The organism is Mesorhizobium sp. M0051, assembly GCF_040323235.1.
Lineage (GTDB): Bacteria > Pseudomonadota > Alphaproteobacteria > Rhizobiales > Rhizobiaceae > Mesorhizobium.
This window is the reverse complement of record NZ_JAMYUT010000008.1, coordinates 168,849-188,935: the sequence shown is the minus strand read 5'-3', so window position 1 is coordinate 188,935 and position 20,087 is coordinate 168,849. Positions and strand designations below refer to the sequence as shown.

Genomic DNA, 20,087 nt, shown 5'->3' with positions numbered 1-20,087 from the left:
AGCGACGCGGCGCGCCAAAGGCGCCCGCCCCGCTCGGTCTTTCCGGTCTACTGGACGGCAGCGACTTCCGCGGCCGCACCATCGACAAAGCTCTTGTCGACCCACTTGCCGTAGTCGATCGAGCCCTTCAGCAGCCCGGCGCTCGCCATGAATTTTTCCTCGCCCTGCAAAGCGGTGATCGCATCGTCGGTGAGTTTCGGGTCCTGGTGGAACACGCCGTCGGCATAGGTCTTGCGCACGGATTTTTCCGACGACTTGGTCGCCTCGACAAAGGTCTTGATCGTCGCGTCGGGGTGCGCGTCGGCCCAGCGCGAAATCTGGATATCGACCTTGAGCAGCCGCTTGACCAGATCCGGGTACTTTGCCGCGAAGGCGCCGTTGACCGAGATGACGTTCGGCACGCTCCATTCTGGATGCGTGCCGGTGTCGAACAGCACGCGCGCCTCGCCGGTGTCGACCAGCTTGGCCGCCGTCGAATCCGTCTCGACGATGGCGTCGATGTCGCCGCGCAGCAGCGCCGGACCGGACGCCTCGAAAGGCAGGTTCAACCCTTCGACATCATTCGTGCTCAGGCCGACACTGTTCAACGCCTTGCTGAAATTCGAATGCCGCACCGTGCCGGTGAGATAGGCGACCTTCTTGCCCTTGAGATCCTGCAGCGTCTTCAGCGGCGAGTCGGCTTTGACGATGATGTAAGAGCCGCCTGCCTTCACGTAGCTCGACACGCCGATCAGCTTGACGTCGGCACCGGACGCCGCGACGCGCAGCGCCGGATTGTTGCCGGTGTAGGTGAACTCGATCGCGCCGGTGGCCAGCGCCGTCGTCGCCTCTGAACCGCCATTGAAGGTCACCAGCTCGACCTTGATGCCGTCCTTGCCGAATTCCTTCTCCCACCAGCCGTCCCGCTGGGCGAGAATGAATTTGAGGTGTCCGGGCGCCGTGCTGCCGATGCGGATGACATCTGGCTTGTCCTGCGCAAAGGCGGGCATGCCGCCAAGGCCGATGACGACGGCAATGGCGCCCTTCAGGAGCAGCCTGCGAAATCCATTGAACGAGATGCTGGACATGGAAAAATCCTTCCTGATTGGGATGAATGAATGACGGGCTTAAATGAGCGAAGTGTCGGACTGGCTCTTCCAGGCGGTCGCCCAACGCTCAAACCAGACGAGCAGGTAGTTCACGGCCAGGCCGATGACGGTCAGCGTCAGGATGCCTGCGTACATGTCGGCCGTTTCCATCATCAGCTGCGAGTTCTGGATGAGGAAACCGAGGCCGGATTTGGCCGCCAGCATCTCGGCGCCGATTACGGCGAACAACGAGGATTTCACCGCCAGCCGCGCGCCGGCGACGATCGAGGGAATGCTGGCCGGCAGGATGACCTTTCGGAACAGATCGAAATCGGACGTGCCCATCGAGCGCGCCGCCTTGATCAGCAGCGGATCGACCGACTTCACGCCGCTGATCGTGTTGACGAGAAGAAAAAAGACCGAGGAGTAGAAGGTGATCGCCACCTTCGATTCCTCGCCAATGCCGAGCAAAAGTATGAACACCGGCAGCAGCGCGAATTGCGAGGTGTTGCGCAGCGTCTGCACCAGGAGATCGCTGACCTTCTCGAACAGCGAATAGCGCCCCATCAACAGGCCGAGCGGAATGGCGACCACCACGCCGAGCGCGAAGCCGATGGCCGCGCGCTGCAGGCTGATGCCGATATGCTCGACCAGCACCCCCGAGGCGAGCAGGTCCCACCAGGCGACCAGCACCTCGCTCAGCGGCGGAAAGAAGATGCGGTTCAGCCAGCCAAGCCGTGGCGCGATCTCCCACAGCAGGAAGAACAGGCCGAGTAGCGGCAGGCCGTAGACAAAGGTGCCGTGGCTCGCTGTCTTGCTCCGGGTTTTGGCACTGTGGGCCTTGATGGCCGGGACTCTGGCGGCGGCTACCGTTTCGCCAGCTCCGGCAAACAGATCAAGGGCTCCAGCAGTGCCAAACTTTTCGGTCAGATAAGCCATGGGTCCAGCTCCTCAGTGACTGAAGGCTGGCGACAGGGTCCAGTCCTTCTGCGCCTTGTTGACCTCGTCGCGCAGCACGTCCCAGACGCGGGCGCGATAGGTGTTGAATTCGGCGCTGGCGCGGATGTCGCCATCGCGCGGCCGTGGCAGGTCGATGTCGATGATCTCTTTCACCGCGCCCGGCCGCGCCGTCATCACCACCACGCGGTCGGCGAGGAAGATCGCCTCGTCGATCGAGTGCGTGACGAAGATCACCGTCGTCTTGATCTTGCCCCAGATCCGCAACAGCTCGCCTTGCAGGAGCTCGCGCGTCTGCTGGTCGAGCGCCGCGAACGGCTCGTCCATCAGCAGCACTTCCGGATTGCTGGCCAGCGCACGCGCGATCGCCACGCGCTGCTGCATGCCGCCGGAAAGCTGGTTGGGGAAACGGTCTTCGAAGCCGGCAAGCCCGAACAGCGCCAACAGATGGTGGGCGGTAGCGGTGCGTTCCGCCTTGGCGACGCCGCGAACTTCCAGCGCATATTCGATGTTGGCCAGCGCCGTGCGCCAGGGAAACAATGCATATTGCTGGAAGACATAGCCGGTCTTTGGATCGGGCCTGGTGATGCGCCGGCCGTCGAGCTGGACGTCGCCACCAGTCGCCTGCGTCAACCCCCCGATGATGTCGAGCAGCACGGACTTGCCCGAGCCGCTGGGTCCGACCAGCGTGATGAACTCGCCCGTGCGGATGGACAGATCGACGCCGTCGAGCACGGTGACGCGGTCGGTAGCCTCGCCATCGACGGTGACGAACTGCCCCGGCTTGAGCTGGAAGGTCTTGCTGATGTCGCTGACGACGATGCGGTCCACGTTTGGGCGGTCCATGTTTGGGCGGTCCATGTCTGTCTCCGATCGGTTCACTGCGCCACGCGGATGCGGTGCGTCGGGTCGAATTCCGAGCCGCCGGCCTTGCCTCGCTTCCAGCCGAGGGCGCGGGCATAGGAGCCGAACAGCTGGCGTGCATCGGCCTCGGCCTCTGTGATGCCGGTCGGCCCTTCGGCGAATTCGGCGACGTAAAGCGCGTCGGTCGGGCAATAGATCTCGCAGAGGAAGCAGGTCTGGCAGTCCTCCTGGCGGGCGATCACCGGCACGCCGTTGTCGGTCGCGTCGAAGACGTTGGCGGGGCAGACCTTGACGCAGATGTCGCATTGGACGCAGCGCGTGGCCGAGACGATCTCGATCATGACGCCAGCTCCGCCAGCCGCTCGGGGGCGCCTGCAATACGGAACGCATCGACCCCCGTGATCACCAGCCGGTGCGCGAAGACCGGGCTCCTGCCGGGCAGGTCGGTACGGCGATGCATGCCGCGACTCTCGGTGCGGTGCAGTGCGGCGGCCACCGACCAGCGCCCGGCAGCCGCGATCGATGCCGCCTCGCGGGTGCGGACTCGCTCCACCCCCTCGCCCTGCAGATGGTCGCGCACGTCGCGCCAGACACTCTCCAGCCGCTCGCTGCTTTTCTCCAGGCTCTCGCCAGAGCGGAAGAAATTCTTGTCGAGCGGCGTGACTTCGCTACGCACCGCCTCGATGATTTCGCCTGCCGATATGTCGGCGCGCGGCGTTGCCGCCGGGCGCAACCCAGCCTGGCCGAGCGACTGCGCAGCACTGCGAAACGCCTTACCGTTTCGACGTTTGGCATGGGTAGAGGCGCCCTTGCCGGCCCACCAGCCGCTGGCCAGCGCCCAGGACGAATTGACGGCGCCGCCGCCCGAAACAGCCCCGGTCATGATCTCTCGGCTGGCGGCATCACCGGCAACGTAGAGGCCGGGCACGCCGGTGGCGCAGTCGTCGGAGACGATTTCGATGCCGCCTGTGCCGCGTACCGTGCCTTCGGCGCGCAAGGTGATGCGGAACAGTTCGCTGAACGGATCGATGCCGGCGCGGTCATAGGGCACGAAGCAATTCGGTTGGCCCTGGCGCAACCAGCCTTGCAACGCCGGTTCGGCCTGATCGAGCCGCGCATAGACAGGGCCGTCGATCAGCGCTCGCGCCACTTCCTCCTCGCGGTCGCCGATGCCGTTGCGCAACGGCTCGCCGGTCGGCCCGAGGATCGGCGAACCGTCCTCGCGATGGAACGACGCCCAGCGGAACGGCAGCCCCTTGTTCAGCGAAGAGCCATAGGGTGCCAGCGTGTACTTGCCGGTGAACTCCATGCCCGACAGGCTGGCGCCGGCTTCCGCCGCCATCAGATAGCCGTCGCCGGTGAGCCCGGTCGCGCCCAGAATGCGCTCGCGGAAGGCGCAGCCGCCGGTCGCCAGCACCACGGCATTGGCGTCGACGCGCCAGTCCTGGCCAACCTGCCTGGCGACACCGGCGGCCCCGACGATGGCGTCGTCATCCGACAGCAATTCAAGCGCGGGATGGTGGTCGAGCACTGTGACGCCAGCCAGGAGCACGCGGCGGCGCATGAAGCGCATATAGTCCGGGCCGCGCAGATTGGCGATATAGAGGCGTCCGTCATCCTCGCTCGGAAACGGATAGCCCCATTCGGACAGCCTGAGCAGATTGCGGTAGGCGGTGTCGACGCAGCGCAGCATCCAGCGCGGGTCGGCGAGTTCGCCGGTGCGCTGCCAGCGCCGCTCGACGACGGCATGCCTGTTGTCACCCGGCGGCACGCACCAGGTGCCGGTGTTGGACGGCGCCGTGGCGCCGCTGGTGCCGAGATAGCCCTTGTCGGCCAGGACCACCTTGGCGCCGCTTTCGGCAGCAGCGACAGCCGCCCAGGCAGCCGACGGCCCGCCGCCCAGCACCAGCACATCGGCTTGGAGGTGCAAGCTGTCGGAAGCGGATTTTTGCGACTTGGGCATAGATGCTCGGTGACTGAGTTCGCGACAGCGCGAGAGGGCTACGCAGCGCGATCGGCGTTTGCGAACCACACCGGCTCGTTGCCGGCGCTCCACTTGATGTTGCAGCCGATCGACGGCACCTGTTCGGCAGTGGGCCTGCCGCCCTCCAGCACCGTGTCGACCGCCGCGCGCAGATCGGCACCGGTCACCGGCTTGCCATTGCCGGGCCGCGCATCGTCGAACTGGCCGTGATAGGCGAGCCGCCGGTCGGCATCGAACAGGAAGAAGTCGGGCGTGCAGGCCGCGCCATAGGCTTTGGCCGTCTGCTGCGAAGCGTCCTTGAGATAGGGGAAGGAATAGCCGATTGTTTCAGCCTCCTCGCCGATGCGGGCAAGCGTCTCCTCGGGATGCGCCTCATGATCGTTGGCGTTGATCGCCACCACTTGCAGCCCCTTGCCGGCATACTCCTTGGCGAAAGCGGCAAACTGATCGCGGATCAGTACGACGAACGGGCAGCGGTTGGAGATGAAGGCGACGAGCAAGGCCGGCTTGGCATCGAAATCGGCGAGCCGGTGCAGCACGCCTTGCGCGTCGGGCAACAGGAAATCGGCGGCCCTGGTGCCAAGCTCGATCGGGTTGGATTCTGTCTTCGGCATAGATGCGCTCCCCCAATTTTTGCGGCCGGTTTTTACAAACCCAACGTGCGAGCGTTTAAGCGTCCGTAGTTAGTCTATGAATTTAGTATAATTATAGGCCGAAGAACACATTCACGGTCAACCGCGTGGCTTGGAATATCGTGCCAATGTTTCGAGCCGAGCCGGCACGTTTGTCCAAGCAGGGGCCCATCTGAAGAAATCCGGACGGATGAGGTTGTATTGAGGCCCCAGGGTCCGCCCGCGCGACGATGCCATCGCAGACACGCCGAACGTCAGGGCACCATCATCCTTACGGATAAAGCGCCCTGCCAGGATCGCATCTAATGTGCGCGGGCCAAAGCCGATGAGACGCTGGCCGCTGCCTACTGGCGGCGTGGCGCTGCGGGATTGATGGTTGGCCGAATGCTGACGATCGCAGCACCGTCCTCGCCGATACCAATCATGATCCTGTCGCCGGAGGCTATGCCGGCAATGTCGCACGCCACCAGCGGCATGCGGATCTCATAGAGAAATTCGGCAACGATCGCGCCAACCGCCAGGATCGGATCCTGCCGCTCCAGGAGCATGCCGGCCGGCGCGGTGCCCCTGCGGATCGCCTCGGCCAGGACCGAAGATGAGGAGGACGAGCCACGCCCGCTCGGCATGACCAGGATCTTGCCGGCGACATTCTGGCCAAGCCCAGGATGCGAATGGTCCGTTATGTCGCCAGTTTCGGCATTGATGCCGCCCCAGAAGCTAAGCGGCTGCGAGAACACCAGCGCCTGACCCTCGGCCGCGCCCGCCAACTGGAAAGTGCCGGTTCGCTCCACCGGTCGCGTCATGAGGCGGTCCGCACGACATGGCCGGCCGCCGCCGAACGGATGCAGTCCTTCATCTCGGCGAAGGCGACGGATACGCCGATATTGCCGGGCGCATAATGCGCCCATTTGCCGGAATTGGTCATCACCACGCCGTCGAGGCGCTGAAGGATCGCAGTGACATAGGTGCAGGTATCGGCGACCGGGATCAGGCCGAACGCCTCCATGCCATCAAGCGCCCCCTCCGCCTGCAGTCGCGTCAGGGTAGCTCGGCCGGTGTTGACATAGATCGGAATGTGCCTGCCCGGTGCGATCTCGCGCAGCAACGGCAGCAGCCGCATCCATTCCTCATGCGAAAAATGCGGCGTGCCGAGCGACACCGCCCCCAGCGGCGCACCGTCAGGCACTCCAGACAGCTTCGCCAGCGCCTGGTCGATATCGGCGCGCGTGATGCGGATCGTCTCCTCCGGCACCTGACCGTGAAATGCCTCGTCCAGAGTCCTGCCTTCCGGGGTGATGCCGACCGCATGGAACAGCGCCACCGCTCCGGTCGTTGCCGCCGCCGCGCCCAGCGCCTTCAACTGGTCCTCGTCGCGCGGCCGCGGCAGGCCGGCAATCACCGGAACGCGGTCGCCGCTCGCTTGCCCGATCACCAGCCCGATGCCGACGAACAGGCTGTCGCTCGGCTGCGGGTCGGCAATGGCCAGCTCGAACAGGATCCGGCCGCGCCGGTTCTCGCTCAAATGCAGGCCCCAGGCCGGCGCCCGTCCGGTCATGGCGCAGCACAAATCGATGAAATCGCCATAGCGGTTGGTCCGCGCGCCGATCACCGAATTGGCAAAGACGATGGCGTTGGATTCGCCCCAGGCGATCTGCTGGCCAAAGTCTGGCCGGAACCGTGTCTGATAGGGCGCGCAGGTGAATGTCGCCTGGCAGCCGAGCTCCAGATGCGCCTTCATCAGCCGCCGCGCCGGCACCTCTTCCGCCGCCGGCATCTTCACCATGCCGGGATGGATGAGATCGAAAGAGCCGACGTTCAATGTCGTCGGCACCTGGACGCGGCCGCCGCCCTCGACCAGCCGCTCGACGAAATCGAGACCGGCCTTGCCCTGGTAGAGACAGCCATCGATATGGGCGCCGGCAATGTCGAGCAAGCTGCCTGCCCCGACCGCATTGGAAAAAGCGACCAGGATTTTCATGGCAGCGGCTGCGGACGGGCCTTGCTCGCCGTCGAGCATGGATCGGTCGTGCGCACTCAGTTCAAGTGTCATCGGTACTCCAGCCGCTTACTCGATCGCATAGCGGGACAGCACCCCCCTCTGCCCTGCCGGGCATCTCCCCCGCAAGGGGGGAGATTGGCAGCTTCGACCCCGGCACTCATTCTTGCAATGTAGGAGATTTGCGAAAACATCGATGACGGCCAATCTCCCCCTTGCGGGGGAGATGTCCGGCAGGACAGAGGGGGGTGCGAAGGAACGCCAACAGTCCCATCTATCGAACCGCGTCGACTAGCCCGCCGCAATCAGCACCGTACTGTCAGGCGACCACCGCAGCACCACCTCCTGGCCCTCCGCCAGTCTGTCGGCGCCGGTGTTCTGCACGATCACTTTCAGCATCTGGCCCTCGCGCTCGACGAAATACGTGCTGTTGTTGCCGGCGAAGATGCGCTTGGAAACCTGCCCCTTGAGCACGTTCGAATTGGCCGCATCCGAAGCCCCGCCATCCGTCGCGATGCGGATGCGTTCGGGCCGCACGGCACAACTCGCCTTGGCGCCGGCGGCAAGCTTTGCACCCACGCCCGAGGCAATCGCCGTGCCGTCCGGCAGCCGGATGCCGTTGCCAGTGCTGTCGCCACGAAAGATGTTGGCGTCGCCGAGGAAGGTGGCGGCGAATTCGCTCTTTGGCCGGTCGTAGATCTCTTCCGGTGGTCCCTCCTGCACCAGCCTGCCGTCGCGCAGGATGCCGATGCGGTCGCTCATCGTCAGCGCTTCTTCCTGGTCGTGGGTGACAAAGATGGTGGTGATGCCGATCTCGCGCTGGATGCGCTTGAGCTCGATCTGCATGTCGACGCGCAACGCCTTGTCGAGCGCGCCGAGCGGCTCGTCGAGCAAAAGCACGCGCGGCTTGGTGACGATGGCGCGGGCGAGCGCGACGCGCTGGCGCTGCCCCCCGGAGAGTTGGTTCGGCCGGCGGACACCGAGCTTGCCGAGTTGCACTAGGTCGAGCGCACGCTGCACCTCGGTAGAGATGGTCGCTTTGGCCTCGCCGCGCACCGACAAGCCGAAGGCGACATTGTCGGCGACGCTCATATTGGGAAACAGCGCATAGTTCTGGAACACCATGCCGATGCGGCGTTTTTCGACCGGCACCCGTTCGACGCTCTCGCCGCCGATGGTGATGCGACCCGAGTCAGGAAAATCGAAACCGGCGATCTGGCGCAGCAGCGTCGTCTTGCCACTGCCCGATGGCCCCAGCAGCGCATAGAAGCCACCGTCGGCGAAATCGATGGAGACGTCGTCCAGCGCCTTGTGCGCGCCAAAACTGCGCGAAACATCAGATACCTGCACGCCGGCCATTATTTCTCTCCGCCGAATTTGAAGAACCGCGCCGTGAGAAGCATCAGCGCCATCGACACGACGATGATGATCGTCGAGACCGCGTTGATCTCGGGCGTAAAACCCTTGCGGATCGCGGCGTAGATTTCGACCGGCAGCGTCGTCTGGCCAGGCGTTGCCAGGAAATAGGACACCACGAACTGGTCGAACGAGACGGCAAACGCAAACAGCCCGCCGGCGATGACGCCGGGCATGATCCACGGCAGCGTGACACGCCTCGTCACTTGCCACTGGTTGGCGCCGAGCGAGCGCGCCGCCTCCTCCAGCTCCGGCGCGAAGGTCTGCAGCCGGGCCGAGACGACGACGATGACATAGGGCAGCGCCAGCGCGACGTGGCCGAGAAGGATCGCGTGCAGGCCGCGGCCGATGCCAACGCCGAAGAAGAAGATCAGCATCGCCGTGCCGGTGATGAGCCACGGTATGGCGATCGGCGGAAACAGCAGCGCCTGCAGGAATTTCTTGCCGCGAAATTCATGGCGATAGAGCGCCAATGATGCCGCCGAGCCGAGCACCGTGCAGATAACGGTGGCGATTACGGCGATCTCGACGCTGTTCCAGGTGGCGGCGATCAGCTGGTCGTTTTGCCACAGCGAGGCGTACCATTCGGTCGTCCATTCGAATGGCAATTGGTAGAAGGGCGAGACGTTGAACGACATCAGCGCCATGATGATGATCGGCAGATAGAGAAAGGCGAGCAGCAGTCCGATGTAGAACCGGCCGAGCCCTTCGAGGATGCGGGTGGTCGCCATCACGCGGCTCTCCGCAACGCCGGCGACGCCACCGCCAGGATGACCAGCACCACCGCCAGCAAAATGAAGGACAGCGCGGCACCCAGCGGCCAGTTGAACACGGCGACGAACTGGTCCTCGATGACTGTACCGTAGAAGGTGCCGGTGCGGCCGCCGAGGATGCGCGGTTCCATGAACGAGCCGACGACCGGCACGAAGATCAGGGCGGCTCCCGCCACCAGCCCCGGCATCGACAGCGGTATGATCACCCGCTTCAGGAGCTGCAGCCGTGAGGCGCCAAGCGAGCGTCCGGCCTCGATCAGCGAGTCGTCGATGGCCTGCAACGTGAGATAACAAGTCAGCACCATGTAGGGCACATAGGAATGCACCAGCCCGATGATGACGGCCGGATAGGAATACATCAGGTCGATGTTGACCTTGAACGGCAGCACGGCGTTGAGCGCGGTATCGAGGATGCCGCCCTCGCGTAGCACCATCGCCCAGGAGAAGATGCGCACCAGCCCGTTCGACCAGAATGGCAGGATGACGAGCAGGAAGATGGCCTCGCGGCTGCGCCCTTTCAGCACTTTGGCGAGCACGTAAGCCGCGGGATAGCCGATGATGACGCACCACAGCGTCACCTCGAGACCGAGGCGCAGCGAGGCCAGCAAAAGCGTCAGATAGAGGCTTTGCGAGAAGAAGGCGGCATAGTTGCCAAGGGTGAAGGCCCACGGTTTTCCCGACAGGGGCAGCTCGGTCATGAACGAGAAGAAGACCATGGCCGAGAGCGGCAGGAAGATCGCCACAGTCAGCCAGAGATAGGCAGGCGCCAGCAGCGGCAATGCCGATCTCAGCCCGCTGCGCGATGCTGTTGCAGCTGCCATGACAGCCTTCTCTCCCCAGATTGGAAGAACCAGCCGGCGCGAACCGCCGGCTGATTCCGATGCCGGCTTTATTTCACGTCGACCTTGAACTGCTGCCACAGCGCCAGATAGGCCTCGCGCTGCGCGTCGGTGATCGGCGCCTGGAACTGGATGCGCTTGGCCACTTCGGGGTCACCCATGACCTTGCGGTTGAAGGCATCCGCGGGCAGCGCTTCCACCGCCTTGGTGTTGGCCGAGACCGGCGCGCCGACCTTGGTGACCCATTCGACGTAGAATTTCGGGTCGATCATGTAATTGATGAAGGCCTCGGCCCCGGCGACGTTCTTGGCGCCGACCGGAATGGAAAAGGCGTCGAGCCAGGCGACGGCTCCTTCCTGCGGCACGACCAGCGAGACCGGCAGCTTGAAATGCGTCTTGGCGCGATCGGCCGAGCCACTCCAATAGGTGCCGATGTCGATCTGGTTGGAGGCGACCATCTGGTTCCAGTCGTTCTCCGAGCTCCAGAAGGTCTTGATCTGCGGCATCAGCGAGGTGAGCTTCGCCTTGACGGCGCCCATATCCTTGATGTCGTTGATGTTCTGGCCGGTGGCGATGGCGCCGAACTGCACCGCCTCGACGGCGTCGTCGCGAATGACGACGCGGCCCTTGTGCGCGGCATCCCACATTTCGGCGATGCTCGTCGGCGGCTTGTCGAAGGATTTATCGTTGATGGCGAGCGCCGTCAGGCCCCACACCCACGGCACGCCATAGACCTTGCCATCATGGACGAGCATCGGCGATCCCGCCTTGTCCTTGTTGATATCGGCATAGTTCGGCAACCTGGAGATGTCGATTGGCTGGATCAGTTTCCCGGCCATAGCCTGGTCGTTGAAGGCGGCATTGATCATGACCACGTCGTAGAGGCCAGGATTGGTCCGGATCTTGGTCAGCATTTCCTGTTCGGAATTGAAGAAATCGTTGACGACCTTGTTGCCGGTCGCCTTTTCGAAAGCCTCTACGGCCCACGGCTCGTCGGTGCCGTAGCCCTTCCAGTTGAGCACATGCACCTCGTCGGCCTTGGCGGCGAACGCGAGTGCGGAGGTAAAGACGGCGGTCGCCGTCAGCAGAGCAGTCAAATCAGGCATGCGCATGGTTGGTTCCTCTCTGTGTTTGCCCGCTTCCCGGGCTTGTCAGGCTTTCCGGCAATTATGCATTGGCCTTCTGTGTCCGGCCTGTCCCCGACGGGTCGGCGGCATGGCTCAGGAATGTCTGGATTTCGCGGTCCGTCGGCGCCGACGAGCCGCCATGGCGGGTGACCGAAATGGCGGCCGCCGCATTGGCGTAGCGCGCCGCGTCGAAGGGCGGGGCGCCCCGCGCCAGCGCGCTGACGAAAGCCCCGATATGGGTGTCGCCGGCGCCATTGGTGTCGATTGCGGTGACCGCGTAGCCGGCAATGGTCCGCGCTGGCCCGCCGGCCAACCGCAGGTGGCAGCCCTTTGCGCCGGAGCGGATGACCACGCCGGCAGCCTGCGGACAATGCTCGTCCAGAAGTCGTGCCGCGACAGCCTCGACATCGCCCGGGCCGGCAATCTCGGCCGCTTCGGTCGTGTTGCAGCTCAGCCATGTGGTGCGGGCAAGCACCCGCGACAGGATCGGGCGCGGAATGTCCGTGATGACCGGAGCCGGGTCCAAGACGAAAGGGGTTTCGTCCGGCAGCGACTCGATCCAGTCCGCCAGCGTGTCACGGCTTGCGGGGTAGCTCAGCGTGTAGCCGGAGGTGAACACCCAATCATCAGGCGCCACCGCGACCGGCGCCAGCAAGTCGAGGCTGAGCACACTTTCGGCCCCCGGCCACGACACGAAGGTGCGTTCGGCATCGCTCGAGATCATGGCGACGCAATTGCCGCTGTCCATCAAGGGCGATGGCGGTGTCAGTGTCGCGATGCCCTCGGCGGCGAAAGCGGTGCGCAGGAAGTCGCCATTCGGCCCGTTGCCGAGCTGGCCGCCGAAAACCACCTTCATCCCGGTGCGGCTGGCCGCGACCATCATGTTGAATCCGCCGCCGGCCACCTGGGCGAAGCTCGATGCCGTCTTCTCCATGCCGGGCGCCGGCAAGGCGTCGATGCGGTAGACATAGTCGACCACAGCACTACCGACATGGACGAGACGGCCATTCATGCCGCCGCGTCCTTGCCGGAGGCACTTTTCGCCACCCGTGCCGTCACGAGGTCGGCCGCAAGCGCGCGAACCTCTGACATGTCGATGCCCTTTAGCCGGGCGATGTGCTGTTGCGGCAGCCGGGAAAAGCCGGTGCAGGCGCCGGCCATGCCGGCCGCGATGGCGCCGATCGTGTCGGTATCACCGCCGAGATTGGCGCTGATGACCGCTGCTTTCCATGCATCGCCCCGGGCGACTTCCAGCACCGCGAAGGCAGCAGGAACGGATTCCTGGCTGGCGACGCCGGTGCCGACCAGATCGGTGATCAGCCGGATCGCATCCCTGATCGCCTTGCCTCGCACGATGTCCTGTGCCCAGACGATACGCGCGGCGATGTCGCCACCGGTGACCCAATGGCCGAGCGTCGCCCCTCGCCTCGCCGCCGCGACAGCGCTGGCGGAAGCATCGCGCCAACCACCGCCGGCGACGCCGCGGCTGACAGCGGCGGCAACAGCAGCGGCGGAGGCGATGGCGATCGAGGTGTTGTGCGTGGCCCGGCAGGTCTCCGCCACCTTGTCGACGAATGCCCCCAATGGTTCAAGCGGCATCATGATGCCGACCGGGGCAATGCGCATGGCCGCACCGTTGGTGTCGCCACTGCGTCCCGCTTCCTCTTCAGGCACGCCACTGTTGATAGCGTCGATGGCACGCTTGGTCGACGGTCCCAAAAGATCATAGCTGCCGCGCGCCTTGACCGCGCGTTCCCAGTCGAGCAGCGCATTGACCCAGCGCTTATGGTCGAAGCGGTCGCCGGATTCGACGAGAATGCGGCCGAGCAGCAGCGCTTGTTCGGTATCGTCGGTGATGGTACCGGCAGCCAATCCCTTCGACACTGGATGATTGGCGAAAGGCGCGATGAAATCCTCGACATGGCCGTAGAGTTCGGCAATCCGGGCCGGCGACAAAAGCTGCGTCGGCATGCCGAGCGCATCTCCCAGCGCTGCGCCGACAAGCGCGCCCATGGCGCGATCGAGCGGGTCCTTGGCTGTGTCCGGCATCGCTCAGAACCTCATATGCAGCGCGAAATGCGCGGGGTTGAGCAGGCTGGTGACATATTCGATCGGCCGGTCGTCGACGGCGCGCGTCAACCGGCGGCCGCGCAGGAACGGCGTGCCTTGCGGGCAGCCGAGGATAGTGGCGTCCTCGGCGTTGAGCATCTCGATCTCCACCCATTCCTCGCCGTGGTCGGGAATGAGGCCGGCGGCGCGCAGCGTCTGGTGCAGCGAGCCCTCGCGCAATCCGCGCAACGGCACGTCTTCAAGCTCGGGTGACAATGGCAGCCGGCTGCGCTCGATGGAGATCGCATGGCCGTCGCTGGCGTTGGTACGCACCCGGTCGACGGCGATGAAGAACGGGCTTTTGATACCAAGCAGCGAAGCCAGATCGGTATCCTCGATGACCTCCAGCCGCAGCGTCCGCGTCTCGGCATTGGCGCCCGCATCGGCCAACGCCCGCGACCAGCCGATGGCGTCGTCGACCGGCTTGCCATCGAAAGTGACGAAGGAGCCGATTCCGACCTTGGTGGTGATCAGCCCGCGGCTGGACAGTTCCTCGAGGCCCTTGCGGACCGTATTGCGGCTGACGGAGAAACGCTGGACGAGCTCGTTCTCGCTTTGCAGGCGGTCGCCGAAACCGAGAACGCCGGAGCGGATTTCATGTTCGAGAACGGTGGCGATCTGTTCGGGCTTGCCCGTGCCTGGAGACAGTTGAACTGCGCGCCGCTTCATATAGGTACCTGTTCAGTGAACCTGTATAATCCTGTTCAATACAGATCTACGGACGCCGTGTCAACGTGACCTGAGGACTAGCAAACGGGCGCGGATGTTGGAGGAACGCCTACAAAAGCGCCGACGACGGGCGGGCATACGGACTGCGAAGGCCGACCACCATCAAGAAGACCGACCACCATCAAGAGGATAGCGCTGGTTCTTGATTCAATCGTGGCCGGACCTGTTACGGTATCGACACTTCACGGGGCTCAACGAGGATATCCGCCTCGATCGCGGCGTTGATGAATGCCGCCCGCGCCGCCGAGGCTTCTTTCTTCCCCTCAAGCACGGCCAGGCAGACCTTGCGAGCAACCATGTGCCGTTGACCGGTCGCAACCGGCCAGCGGTTCATCAGGATGTCGGCAGCCTGGGCGACCCGCTCCACGTTGAAGATCGAATTTCGCGATCGGCCGAGCGCAATCCGGACCGGCTCATCGAAACGCTGGTCTTGCACCACCCCACCTCCCGGAATCGAACGAGCCGGCCCAATTCCCTGTATTGTGATAGGTTTCGCGCCTAAGGTGCAAGATGTCCGATTCCAGTGGCCAGAAAAATCCCAGGCTGATCGTCGTGGTCGCATTCGATCGCGGCGAGGACGGCGACGTATTTCCAGCCTTTGGACCCGCCGACCAGCAGAGCGAGGATCGCGCCATACGCACCGCCAGGGCTCTGGCGGCAAAGCATGCCGGCGTCATCGCCTGGAGCCGCGAGGCCGATCCGACGCTGGGCGAATATGGCCCGCCGAACACGCTCTTCGTCAGCGGCGATGTGCCTGACATGGAGTAATCGATCGGCGCCAGTACCTGACCCGAACCAAGCGTCCGGCGGCTAGGAGTGACGTTCCCCGGAAAACCGTTGCCCTCCTTGACGCTTGACGCAAGCGGCTCTTCGGCCGCCAAGCAAAAGCCCGCCACGGGCGAACCGGGGCGGGCCTTGGAGGAGGACAAGGTGTGGGACCCTCTCCTCTTGTTTCCACGGGGGGTGTGGACCGCGATTACTTTACGAAAATTCCCAAACGAGCCGGATCACAAACGGATCGTGGCACATCACAATCGGGTGCGTGCCGGCATCAAGGCGGTCACGAGATCGCGATCGCTCTTGATGACTGACGCTATACTCCGACGATTGCGGCTGCGCCCATGGATGACGCCCAGGGCAACGCATAAGCCCCTGGCCAGGGATCGCATCGCCGCCGAGATGGCTGTGATCGCAGCCGATAGGCCTGCTTATCAGGCGATCCCGTAGAACAGCCTGTAGTGGACGCGCTTCATATAGTCCCGATACTCCGGCGTGGCGGCCAGCAGCGCCTCTTCGCGCAGGATGCGATGCACCTGGAAGAAGGTGATCACGGCGTAGACGGCGAGATTGTAGAAGGAAAAGGCGGACAACAGGAACAGGACATGGCCGGCAAGGTAGCCGGCATAAATCGGGTGCCGCACCAGACGGTAGGCACCGCCGGTCATCACACCGCGATTGCCCGGCAGAATGGCAAACGAACGCCCCAGAGATATCTTTCCCCAGATCACGAACCCCAACGCCAGGGCTTGCAGCGGCGCGGCGGCATAGACCGGGATGATGGCTGCCCCAGGCTCCAGGTCGATGAAGCCGACACCGAAGCTGGCGATCACGGAGACAACTGCCGTGAGCGGGTCCCAGTCGCGAACCTGCGGTCGCCGCGACAGAAGCAGCCAGGTAAAAGTCAGAACCTCGGAAATCGCCACCAGCGCCACGTTGAGGCGGGTCGGGTCGAGCATGAGGTGATACACGCCACGGTAGACGAACATCCCCGCGAAAGCCAGCGCGCAGATCCGAAAGAAACCCTCCCGCAAATCGACCAGGATTTCGCGCTTCCGGGCCGCGGACAAGATCCTGTCGTCATTGATGTGCGAAAGGGTTTCGCTTTTTGATATGAGCAAGGCAAGCACCCCAATGATCCCTCGGGGCAACCTTTGCACGCAACCATTGCCGGGCGGTTAATCAACAAGATCAGATCAGCACTAAACGGGATATGACGCACCGAGGATGCAGCGCGAAGCGCGCCCTAGCGGCTCGCAAGAAGTCGGGCCGGCACCATGGCGGCAGGCAGGTCTGATCCATTCCGCTCTGCAATTTCTGCTTGCATTTTTGGAACAAATGACGAACAATAGGCAGATCACCGCTGAAGCGGGTGTTCGGGGGGCCAGCGAAATGGCGCGTTGGAAAGGTGCGGGGCTGGCTGCCGCCGTAAGCGGATTATTTGCGCTGACGACAGCCCTTCCATGGGTGCGCTTGTCGCTGGAAAGCCTTGTCGTCCTCCTTATCCTGAACACATCCGCCCTCGCCACCGGCAAGGATTACGCTGTCTGCTTCAGCGACCGCAAGGTCGGTGCCGATCAGCTCATCGCCGCCTGCACGCCGATTGCCGATGACAAGACGGCACCGTCGCGGAACCGTGTCATCGCCTATTTCCGTCGCGGCCTCGCCTGGGACGACAAGCATGATTACGACCGGTCGATCGCCGACTACAGCGAAGCGATCATGCTCGATGCCAGAGATGTCTCGGCCTACTTCAATCGCGGGGCTGCCTGGTACAACAAGGGGGAAAACGACCGCGCCATCGCTGACTTCAATGTCACAATCAGCCTCGAGCCTGGCTCTGGCGACGCCTACTACAGCCGTGGCCTGGCCTTCTTTCGCAAAGGCAAGACCGACGCGGCTATTATCGATTTCGAGCAGGCGCTCACTGTCGATCCGCAAAACCACAATGCGCGCAACAGTCTCGGCGCCACCTGGCAACGCAAGGGCGACCACGACAGGGCTATCACCGAATATGACGAGGCGATCCGCCTCGATCCACAAGGCGCCGCAGTGTATGTCAACAGAGGCATCGCCCACGCTTCCAAAGGCGACTACGACCTTGCGATAGCTGATTTCGACCATGCCATCAGCCTCGATCCGGAAAGCGTCGACGCCTACGCCAATCGAAGCGCTGCCTGGATTGGCAAGAGCGACTGGCCGCGCGCAGTTGCCGATGCCAATCGGGCGATTGGGCTCGCCCCCGACAGCGCGGACGGCTACTACAACAGGGCCGTCGCCTGGACGAATACAGGCGACAATGATCGCGCCATAGCTGATTTCGATAAGGTGATCGACCTCAACGCGAAGGATGCTGCCGCCTATTTCGGCCGCGCGCTCGCATTGACCCGCAAAGGCGATCGTGACCGCGCGACGGCCGACTGCCGAAAAGCCATGGAACTCGAACCACAACGGTCCGGCGCCTGCAACGAGCAGGTGACAGGCGGTGAAGCTCCGTCTGCGGATGCATCTATGGCCGCTCCCCAGCAGGACAATTCAGCGGCTATCGCCTGGAATCTGCAACGGGGGTTGAACCAGCAGATTCAAGGCTATGTCGGAGGCGCGATAGACTCGTTCAGCTTTGTAATCGGGCTCGATCCCAACAATGCCGAAGCCTATTACGATCGCGCCCTGGCCAGGGCGTCTGTAGGAGACTACGTGATTGCCGCTGCCGACTGCAGACAGGCAATCAAGCTCGATCCGAAACGGACAGGTACCTGCAACGAACAGGCCGCAGACGACAGGGTCCGGCCAGTCGAACCCGTTGCGTGGGAGGCCAAGGACAATCACAAGCGCGCCGAAGCTGACCGCAAGAAGGCGCGGACCCTCGGCGCGAACTAGACAGGTTCAGGGAGGGCCGGTGGATGGGACGTTGGAAAGGCTTTAGCGTGGCGGCGGTCGCAGCTTTGTCGTTTGTTGCGATAAAGGTATTGCCCTGGGCGCTCGGCTTTGCCGGCGGCAAATATCTTTACCAGACAGTGGCGGGTTCGCCCGATCCACAAATGCTGACCACAGCTCAGGTAAGCGAACAGATTGAAAGCCAAGGAAGCCAGATTTTCAAGGCAATCAAGCAGGAGTTTCCAGACGACTACGACGTCGTCGTGGAAAAAATCACGGCCGTGGCCAGACTTGGAAATGTCGATCAGGTGCGAAATGCGAGCAGGATGGCTGTCGCCGATCTCAGGCGAAGATACGCATCCCTGCTGTCCTCGGCTCCGGACGGCAAAGCCGCCGAAGCGCTGCGTGCACAATCGGATATGCTCAACCATGTCATGGCGCGGGAAACCGCTGCCATCTGCAACAACTACCTTCGTGAAGGGCCGGATGCACTCGGCACGCCGGACCAGGATTTCCTGATCGACATGGACAAGGTCGGCGCCACCCTGTTCCACGCTTTCGGCGCAGCGAAGAATGGCAGTCTGCCGGCCGCCGCTGCCAGCGACGGAGACTGGTCGCTGCTGGCCGACGCTTTCATCAACGCTGGCGGCACTCCCGCCGAGATGACTGCCATTGCCAATATGAGCCGGGAATTCGAAGGTCTCTGCCCAGCCGTAGCAAAACTCTACGCAGCCGCCCTGTCGCTGCAGGGTGAACCCGGGCGACACATCAAAACCACTCTGCTCTATGAGATCGTCCGGAATTGAATCGGTCGGGTCTGCTGATCTGTGGGTCTGACGTAAAGCTGCCGCACCTCGTGAGCTTCTTGGCTGGCCAGCCATTTCCTCGAAGGTCGAGAGCCGATTGGCTCCCTACCCCAGAGCTGAATTGCTGAAATACTTCGCGAAATCAGGGCGTTGCGTCAGAACTTTGCCATTGGCATCGCGCAGGATTCCGGACGCGAAGAGGTAGTCGCCGATCGCTTCCATCTTGGCCGTATCCATCGTCCCGATGGCGCCGCTTTGGCTCCGCAGATAATGGCCGTCGACCAGCATCTTCAGTGAAGCTTCGATCAGTGCCGGGTTGGTCAGCGTATCCTTGTTGGCGGCGACCAATAGGGCTGCCGCCTCCTCGCGATGATCAACCGCGAACTGGTAACCGCGCCGCGTTGCCTGGACGAAGGCGGCAGCAGGTTTCGGATTTGCCTCGAGATAGGCTTCGCTCGAAGAGATCAGTGTCGTGTGCTCATCGGGCACGCCGTAATCGGCATAGACGAAACTGCGCTGCTTGATACCTTTCAACTCGGCATCAACGCCTTCCCAAGTCGAGACTTCGAGCGTGAAATCGACCGAACCATTGGCCAGCGCCTCATAGGCTGAGGTGCCGAGCGTCACCGTCTCGAAATTGCCCTTGCCGCCGTCGTGACGGATGATGGTGCCGATCAGTGCGTTCTCCCAGGCGCTGCCGAAGCCGCCATAGATCAGGCCGTCGAGATCCCGCGGCCTTTTGATCTCGCTGCGAGCCGCGTTGAAAACCACGCGGCCGGTTTCGGATTGCACCACCGCGTAGACGCCCTTCAGGTCGGCCCCGGCGGCTTTTTGGGTGAACAGGCTGATGGTGCCGTTGATGCCGAAATCGGCGACGCGGTTGGCAACCAGCGTGCCAGCACCGGTATCGCTGTAAGGCAGGATCCCGACCTCGAGTCCAGCTTCGGAATAGAACCCCTTGTCGCGGGCGACGAACAGGCCGATGTGATTGGTGTTGACCGTCCAGTCGAGTGCGACGGTAACCTTTTGCGCCGCCGATTGTGCCCGGGCTCGCCCCGATCCGGCAAACAGCGGAAGGCCGGTGGCAAGGGTCAGCAGCAGAGCCTGCCGGCGCGTCAAGTCAGTCATGGTCGT

At 63.5% G+C, this 20,087-nt stretch carries 21 protein-coding genes; 3 read left to right on the top strand and 18 right to left on the bottom strand.

Annotated elements, in window-relative coordinates:
- Window positions 1-47: 47 nt before the first annotated feature.
- The 16 genes from NKJ90_RS11165 to NKJ90_RS11090 all read right to left on the bottom strand — a co-directional run bounded on the left by NKJ90_RS11165 (window position 48) and on the right by NKJ90_RS11090 (window position 14,929).
- Complete coding sequence (locus NKJ90_RS11165; RefSeq protein WP_023760993.1) at window positions 48-1,067, bottom strand: aliphatic sulfonate ABC transporter substrate-binding protein; 1,020 nt, start codon at window positions 1,065-1,067, stop codon at window positions 48-50.
- A gap of 39 nt (window positions 1,068-1,106) precedes the next feature.
- A complete protein-coding gene (locus tag NKJ90_RS11160) occupies window positions 1,107-2,006 on the bottom strand; it encodes an ABC transporter permease (protein WP_156938594.1) in 900 nt (299 codons plus the stop codon).
- Between the two features lie 12 nt (window positions 2,007-2,018).
- Complete coding sequence (locus tag NKJ90_RS11155; RefSeq protein WP_023760995.1) at window positions 2,019-2,855, bottom strand: ABC transporter ATP-binding protein; 837 nt, start codon at window positions 2,853-2,855, stop codon at window positions 2,019-2,021.
- 47 nt (window positions 2,856-2,902) lie between these two features.
- Complete coding sequence (locus NKJ90_RS11150; protein ID WP_023760996.1) at window positions 2,903-3,229, bottom strand: 4Fe-4S dicluster domain-containing protein; 327 nt, start codon at window positions 3,227-3,229, stop codon at window positions 2,903-2,905.
- Entirely contained in the window at window positions 3,226-4,851 is a 1,626-nt protein-coding gene (locus tag NKJ90_RS11145) for an FAD-dependent oxidoreductase (protein WP_023760997.1), read from the bottom strand. Before NKJ90_RS11145 ends, NKJ90_RS11150 begins: the two co-directional genes overlap by 4 nt.
- 38 nt (window positions 4,852-4,889) lie before the next feature.
- Window positions 4,890-5,486 carry a thioredoxin family protein gene (locus NKJ90_RS11140; RefSeq protein ID WP_023760998.1) on the bottom strand — a complete coding sequence of 199 codons (597 nt, stop codon included), beginning with the start codon at window positions 5,484-5,486 and terminating at the stop codon, window positions 4,890-4,892.
- Window positions 5,487-5,848: 362 nt separating this feature from the next.
- Window positions 5,849-6,307, bottom strand: coding sequence for an aconitase X swivel domain-containing protein (locus NKJ90_RS11135; RefSeq protein WP_023760999.1), 459 nt, complete (start codon window positions 6,305-6,307; stop codon window positions 5,849-5,851).
- Window positions 6,304-7,554: an aconitase X gene (locus NKJ90_RS11130; RefSeq protein ID WP_023761000.1), complete on the bottom strand. Its 1,251-nt coding sequence runs from the start codon at window positions 7,552-7,554 to the stop codon at window positions 6,304-6,306. Before NKJ90_RS11130 ends, NKJ90_RS11135 begins: the two co-directional genes overlap by 4 nt.
- Before the next feature lie 237 nt (window positions 7,555-7,791).
- The gene (locus NKJ90_RS11125) at window positions 7,792-8,859 is read right to left on the bottom strand and encodes an ABC transporter ATP-binding protein (RefSeq protein ID WP_023761001.1); all 1,068 of its coding nucleotides are present in this window, start codon (window positions 8,857-8,859) and stop codon (window positions 7,792-7,794) included.
- A complete protein-coding gene (locus tag NKJ90_RS11120; RefSeq protein WP_023761002.1) occupies window positions 8,859-9,647 on the bottom strand; it encodes an ABC transporter permease in 789 nt (262 codons plus the stop codon). The genes NKJ90_RS11125 and NKJ90_RS11120 overlap by 1 nt, the downstream gene beginning before the upstream one ends.
- Entirely contained in the window at window positions 9,647-10,510 is an 864-nt protein-coding gene (locus tag NKJ90_RS11115; RefSeq protein WP_352486100.1) for an ABC transporter permease, read from the bottom strand. Before NKJ90_RS11115 ends, NKJ90_RS11120 begins: the two co-directional genes overlap by 1 nt.
- A 68-nt stretch (window positions 10,511-10,578) precedes the next feature.
- Window positions 10,579-11,640, bottom strand: a complete 1,062-nt coding sequence (locus NKJ90_RS11110; protein WP_023761004.1) for an ABC transporter substrate-binding protein — start codon at window positions 11,638-11,640, stop codon at window positions 10,579-10,581.
- 55 nt (window positions 11,641-11,695) lie between these two features.
- The gene (locus NKJ90_RS11105) at window positions 11,696-12,667 is read right to left on the bottom strand and encodes a PfkB family carbohydrate kinase (RefSeq protein ID WP_023761005.1); all 972 of its coding nucleotides are present in this window, start codon (window positions 12,665-12,667) and stop codon (window positions 11,696-11,698) included.
- The gene (locus tag NKJ90_RS11100; RefSeq protein WP_352486099.1) at window positions 12,664-13,704 is read right to left on the bottom strand and encodes an ADP-ribosylglycohydrolase family protein; all 1,041 of its coding nucleotides are present in this window, start codon (window positions 13,702-13,704) and stop codon (window positions 12,664-12,666) included. Before NKJ90_RS11100 ends, NKJ90_RS11105 begins: the two co-directional genes overlap by 4 nt.
- Before the next feature lie 3 nt (window positions 13,705-13,707).
- Window positions 13,708-14,433, bottom strand: a complete 726-nt coding sequence (locus NKJ90_RS11095; protein ID WP_023761007.1) for a GntR family transcriptional regulator — start codon at window positions 14,431-14,433, stop codon at window positions 13,708-13,710.
- 226 nt (window positions 14,434-14,659) lie between these two features.
- A complete protein-coding gene (locus NKJ90_RS11090; RefSeq protein WP_023761008.1) occupies window positions 14,660-14,929 on the bottom strand; it encodes a DUF982 domain-containing protein in 270 nt (89 codons plus the stop codon).
- A gap of 74 nt (window positions 14,930-15,003) precedes the next feature.
- Between NKJ90_RS11090 and NKJ90_RS11085 the strand changes: the two genes are divergently transcribed.
- On the top strand, window positions 15,004-15,261 hold the full coding sequence (locus NKJ90_RS11085) for a hypothetical protein (RefSeq protein WP_023761009.1): 258 nt from the start codon (window positions 15,004-15,006) through the stop codon (window positions 15,259-15,261).
- Window positions 15,262-15,704: 443 nt separating this feature from the next.
- On the opposite strand, the gene NKJ90_RS11080 is transcribed toward NKJ90_RS11085, so the two are convergent.
- Window positions 15,705-16,340 (bottom strand): methyltransferase family protein, encoded by a 636-nt coding sequence (locus NKJ90_RS11080; protein WP_502904904.1) that lies wholly within the window; start codon window positions 16,338-16,340, stop codon window positions 15,705-15,707.
- Between the two features lie 322 nt (window positions 16,341-16,662).
- Between NKJ90_RS11080 and NKJ90_RS11075 the strand changes: the two genes are divergently transcribed.
- Both NKJ90_RS11075 and NKJ90_RS11070 read left to right on the top strand, forming a co-directional pair.
- Window positions 16,663-18,150, top strand: coding sequence for a tetratricopeptide repeat protein (locus NKJ90_RS11075; RefSeq protein WP_084025567.1), 1,488 nt, complete (start codon window positions 16,663-16,665; stop codon window positions 18,148-18,150).
- Between the two features lie 23 nt (window positions 18,151-18,173).
- Window positions 18,174-18,953 carry a hypothetical protein gene (locus NKJ90_RS11070; protein ID WP_023761013.1) on the top strand — a complete coding sequence of 260 codons (780 nt, stop codon included), beginning with the start codon at window positions 18,174-18,176 and terminating at the stop codon, window positions 18,951-18,953.
- 105 nt (window positions 18,954-19,058) lie between these two features.
- On the opposite strand, the gene NKJ90_RS11065 is transcribed toward NKJ90_RS11070, so the two are convergent.
- Window positions 19,059-20,081 (bottom strand): ABC transporter substrate-binding protein, encoded by a 1,023-nt coding sequence (locus tag NKJ90_RS11065; protein ID WP_023761014.1) that lies wholly within the window; start codon window positions 20,079-20,081, stop codon window positions 19,059-19,061.
- Between the last annotated feature and the right edge of the window lie 6 nt (window positions 20,082-20,087).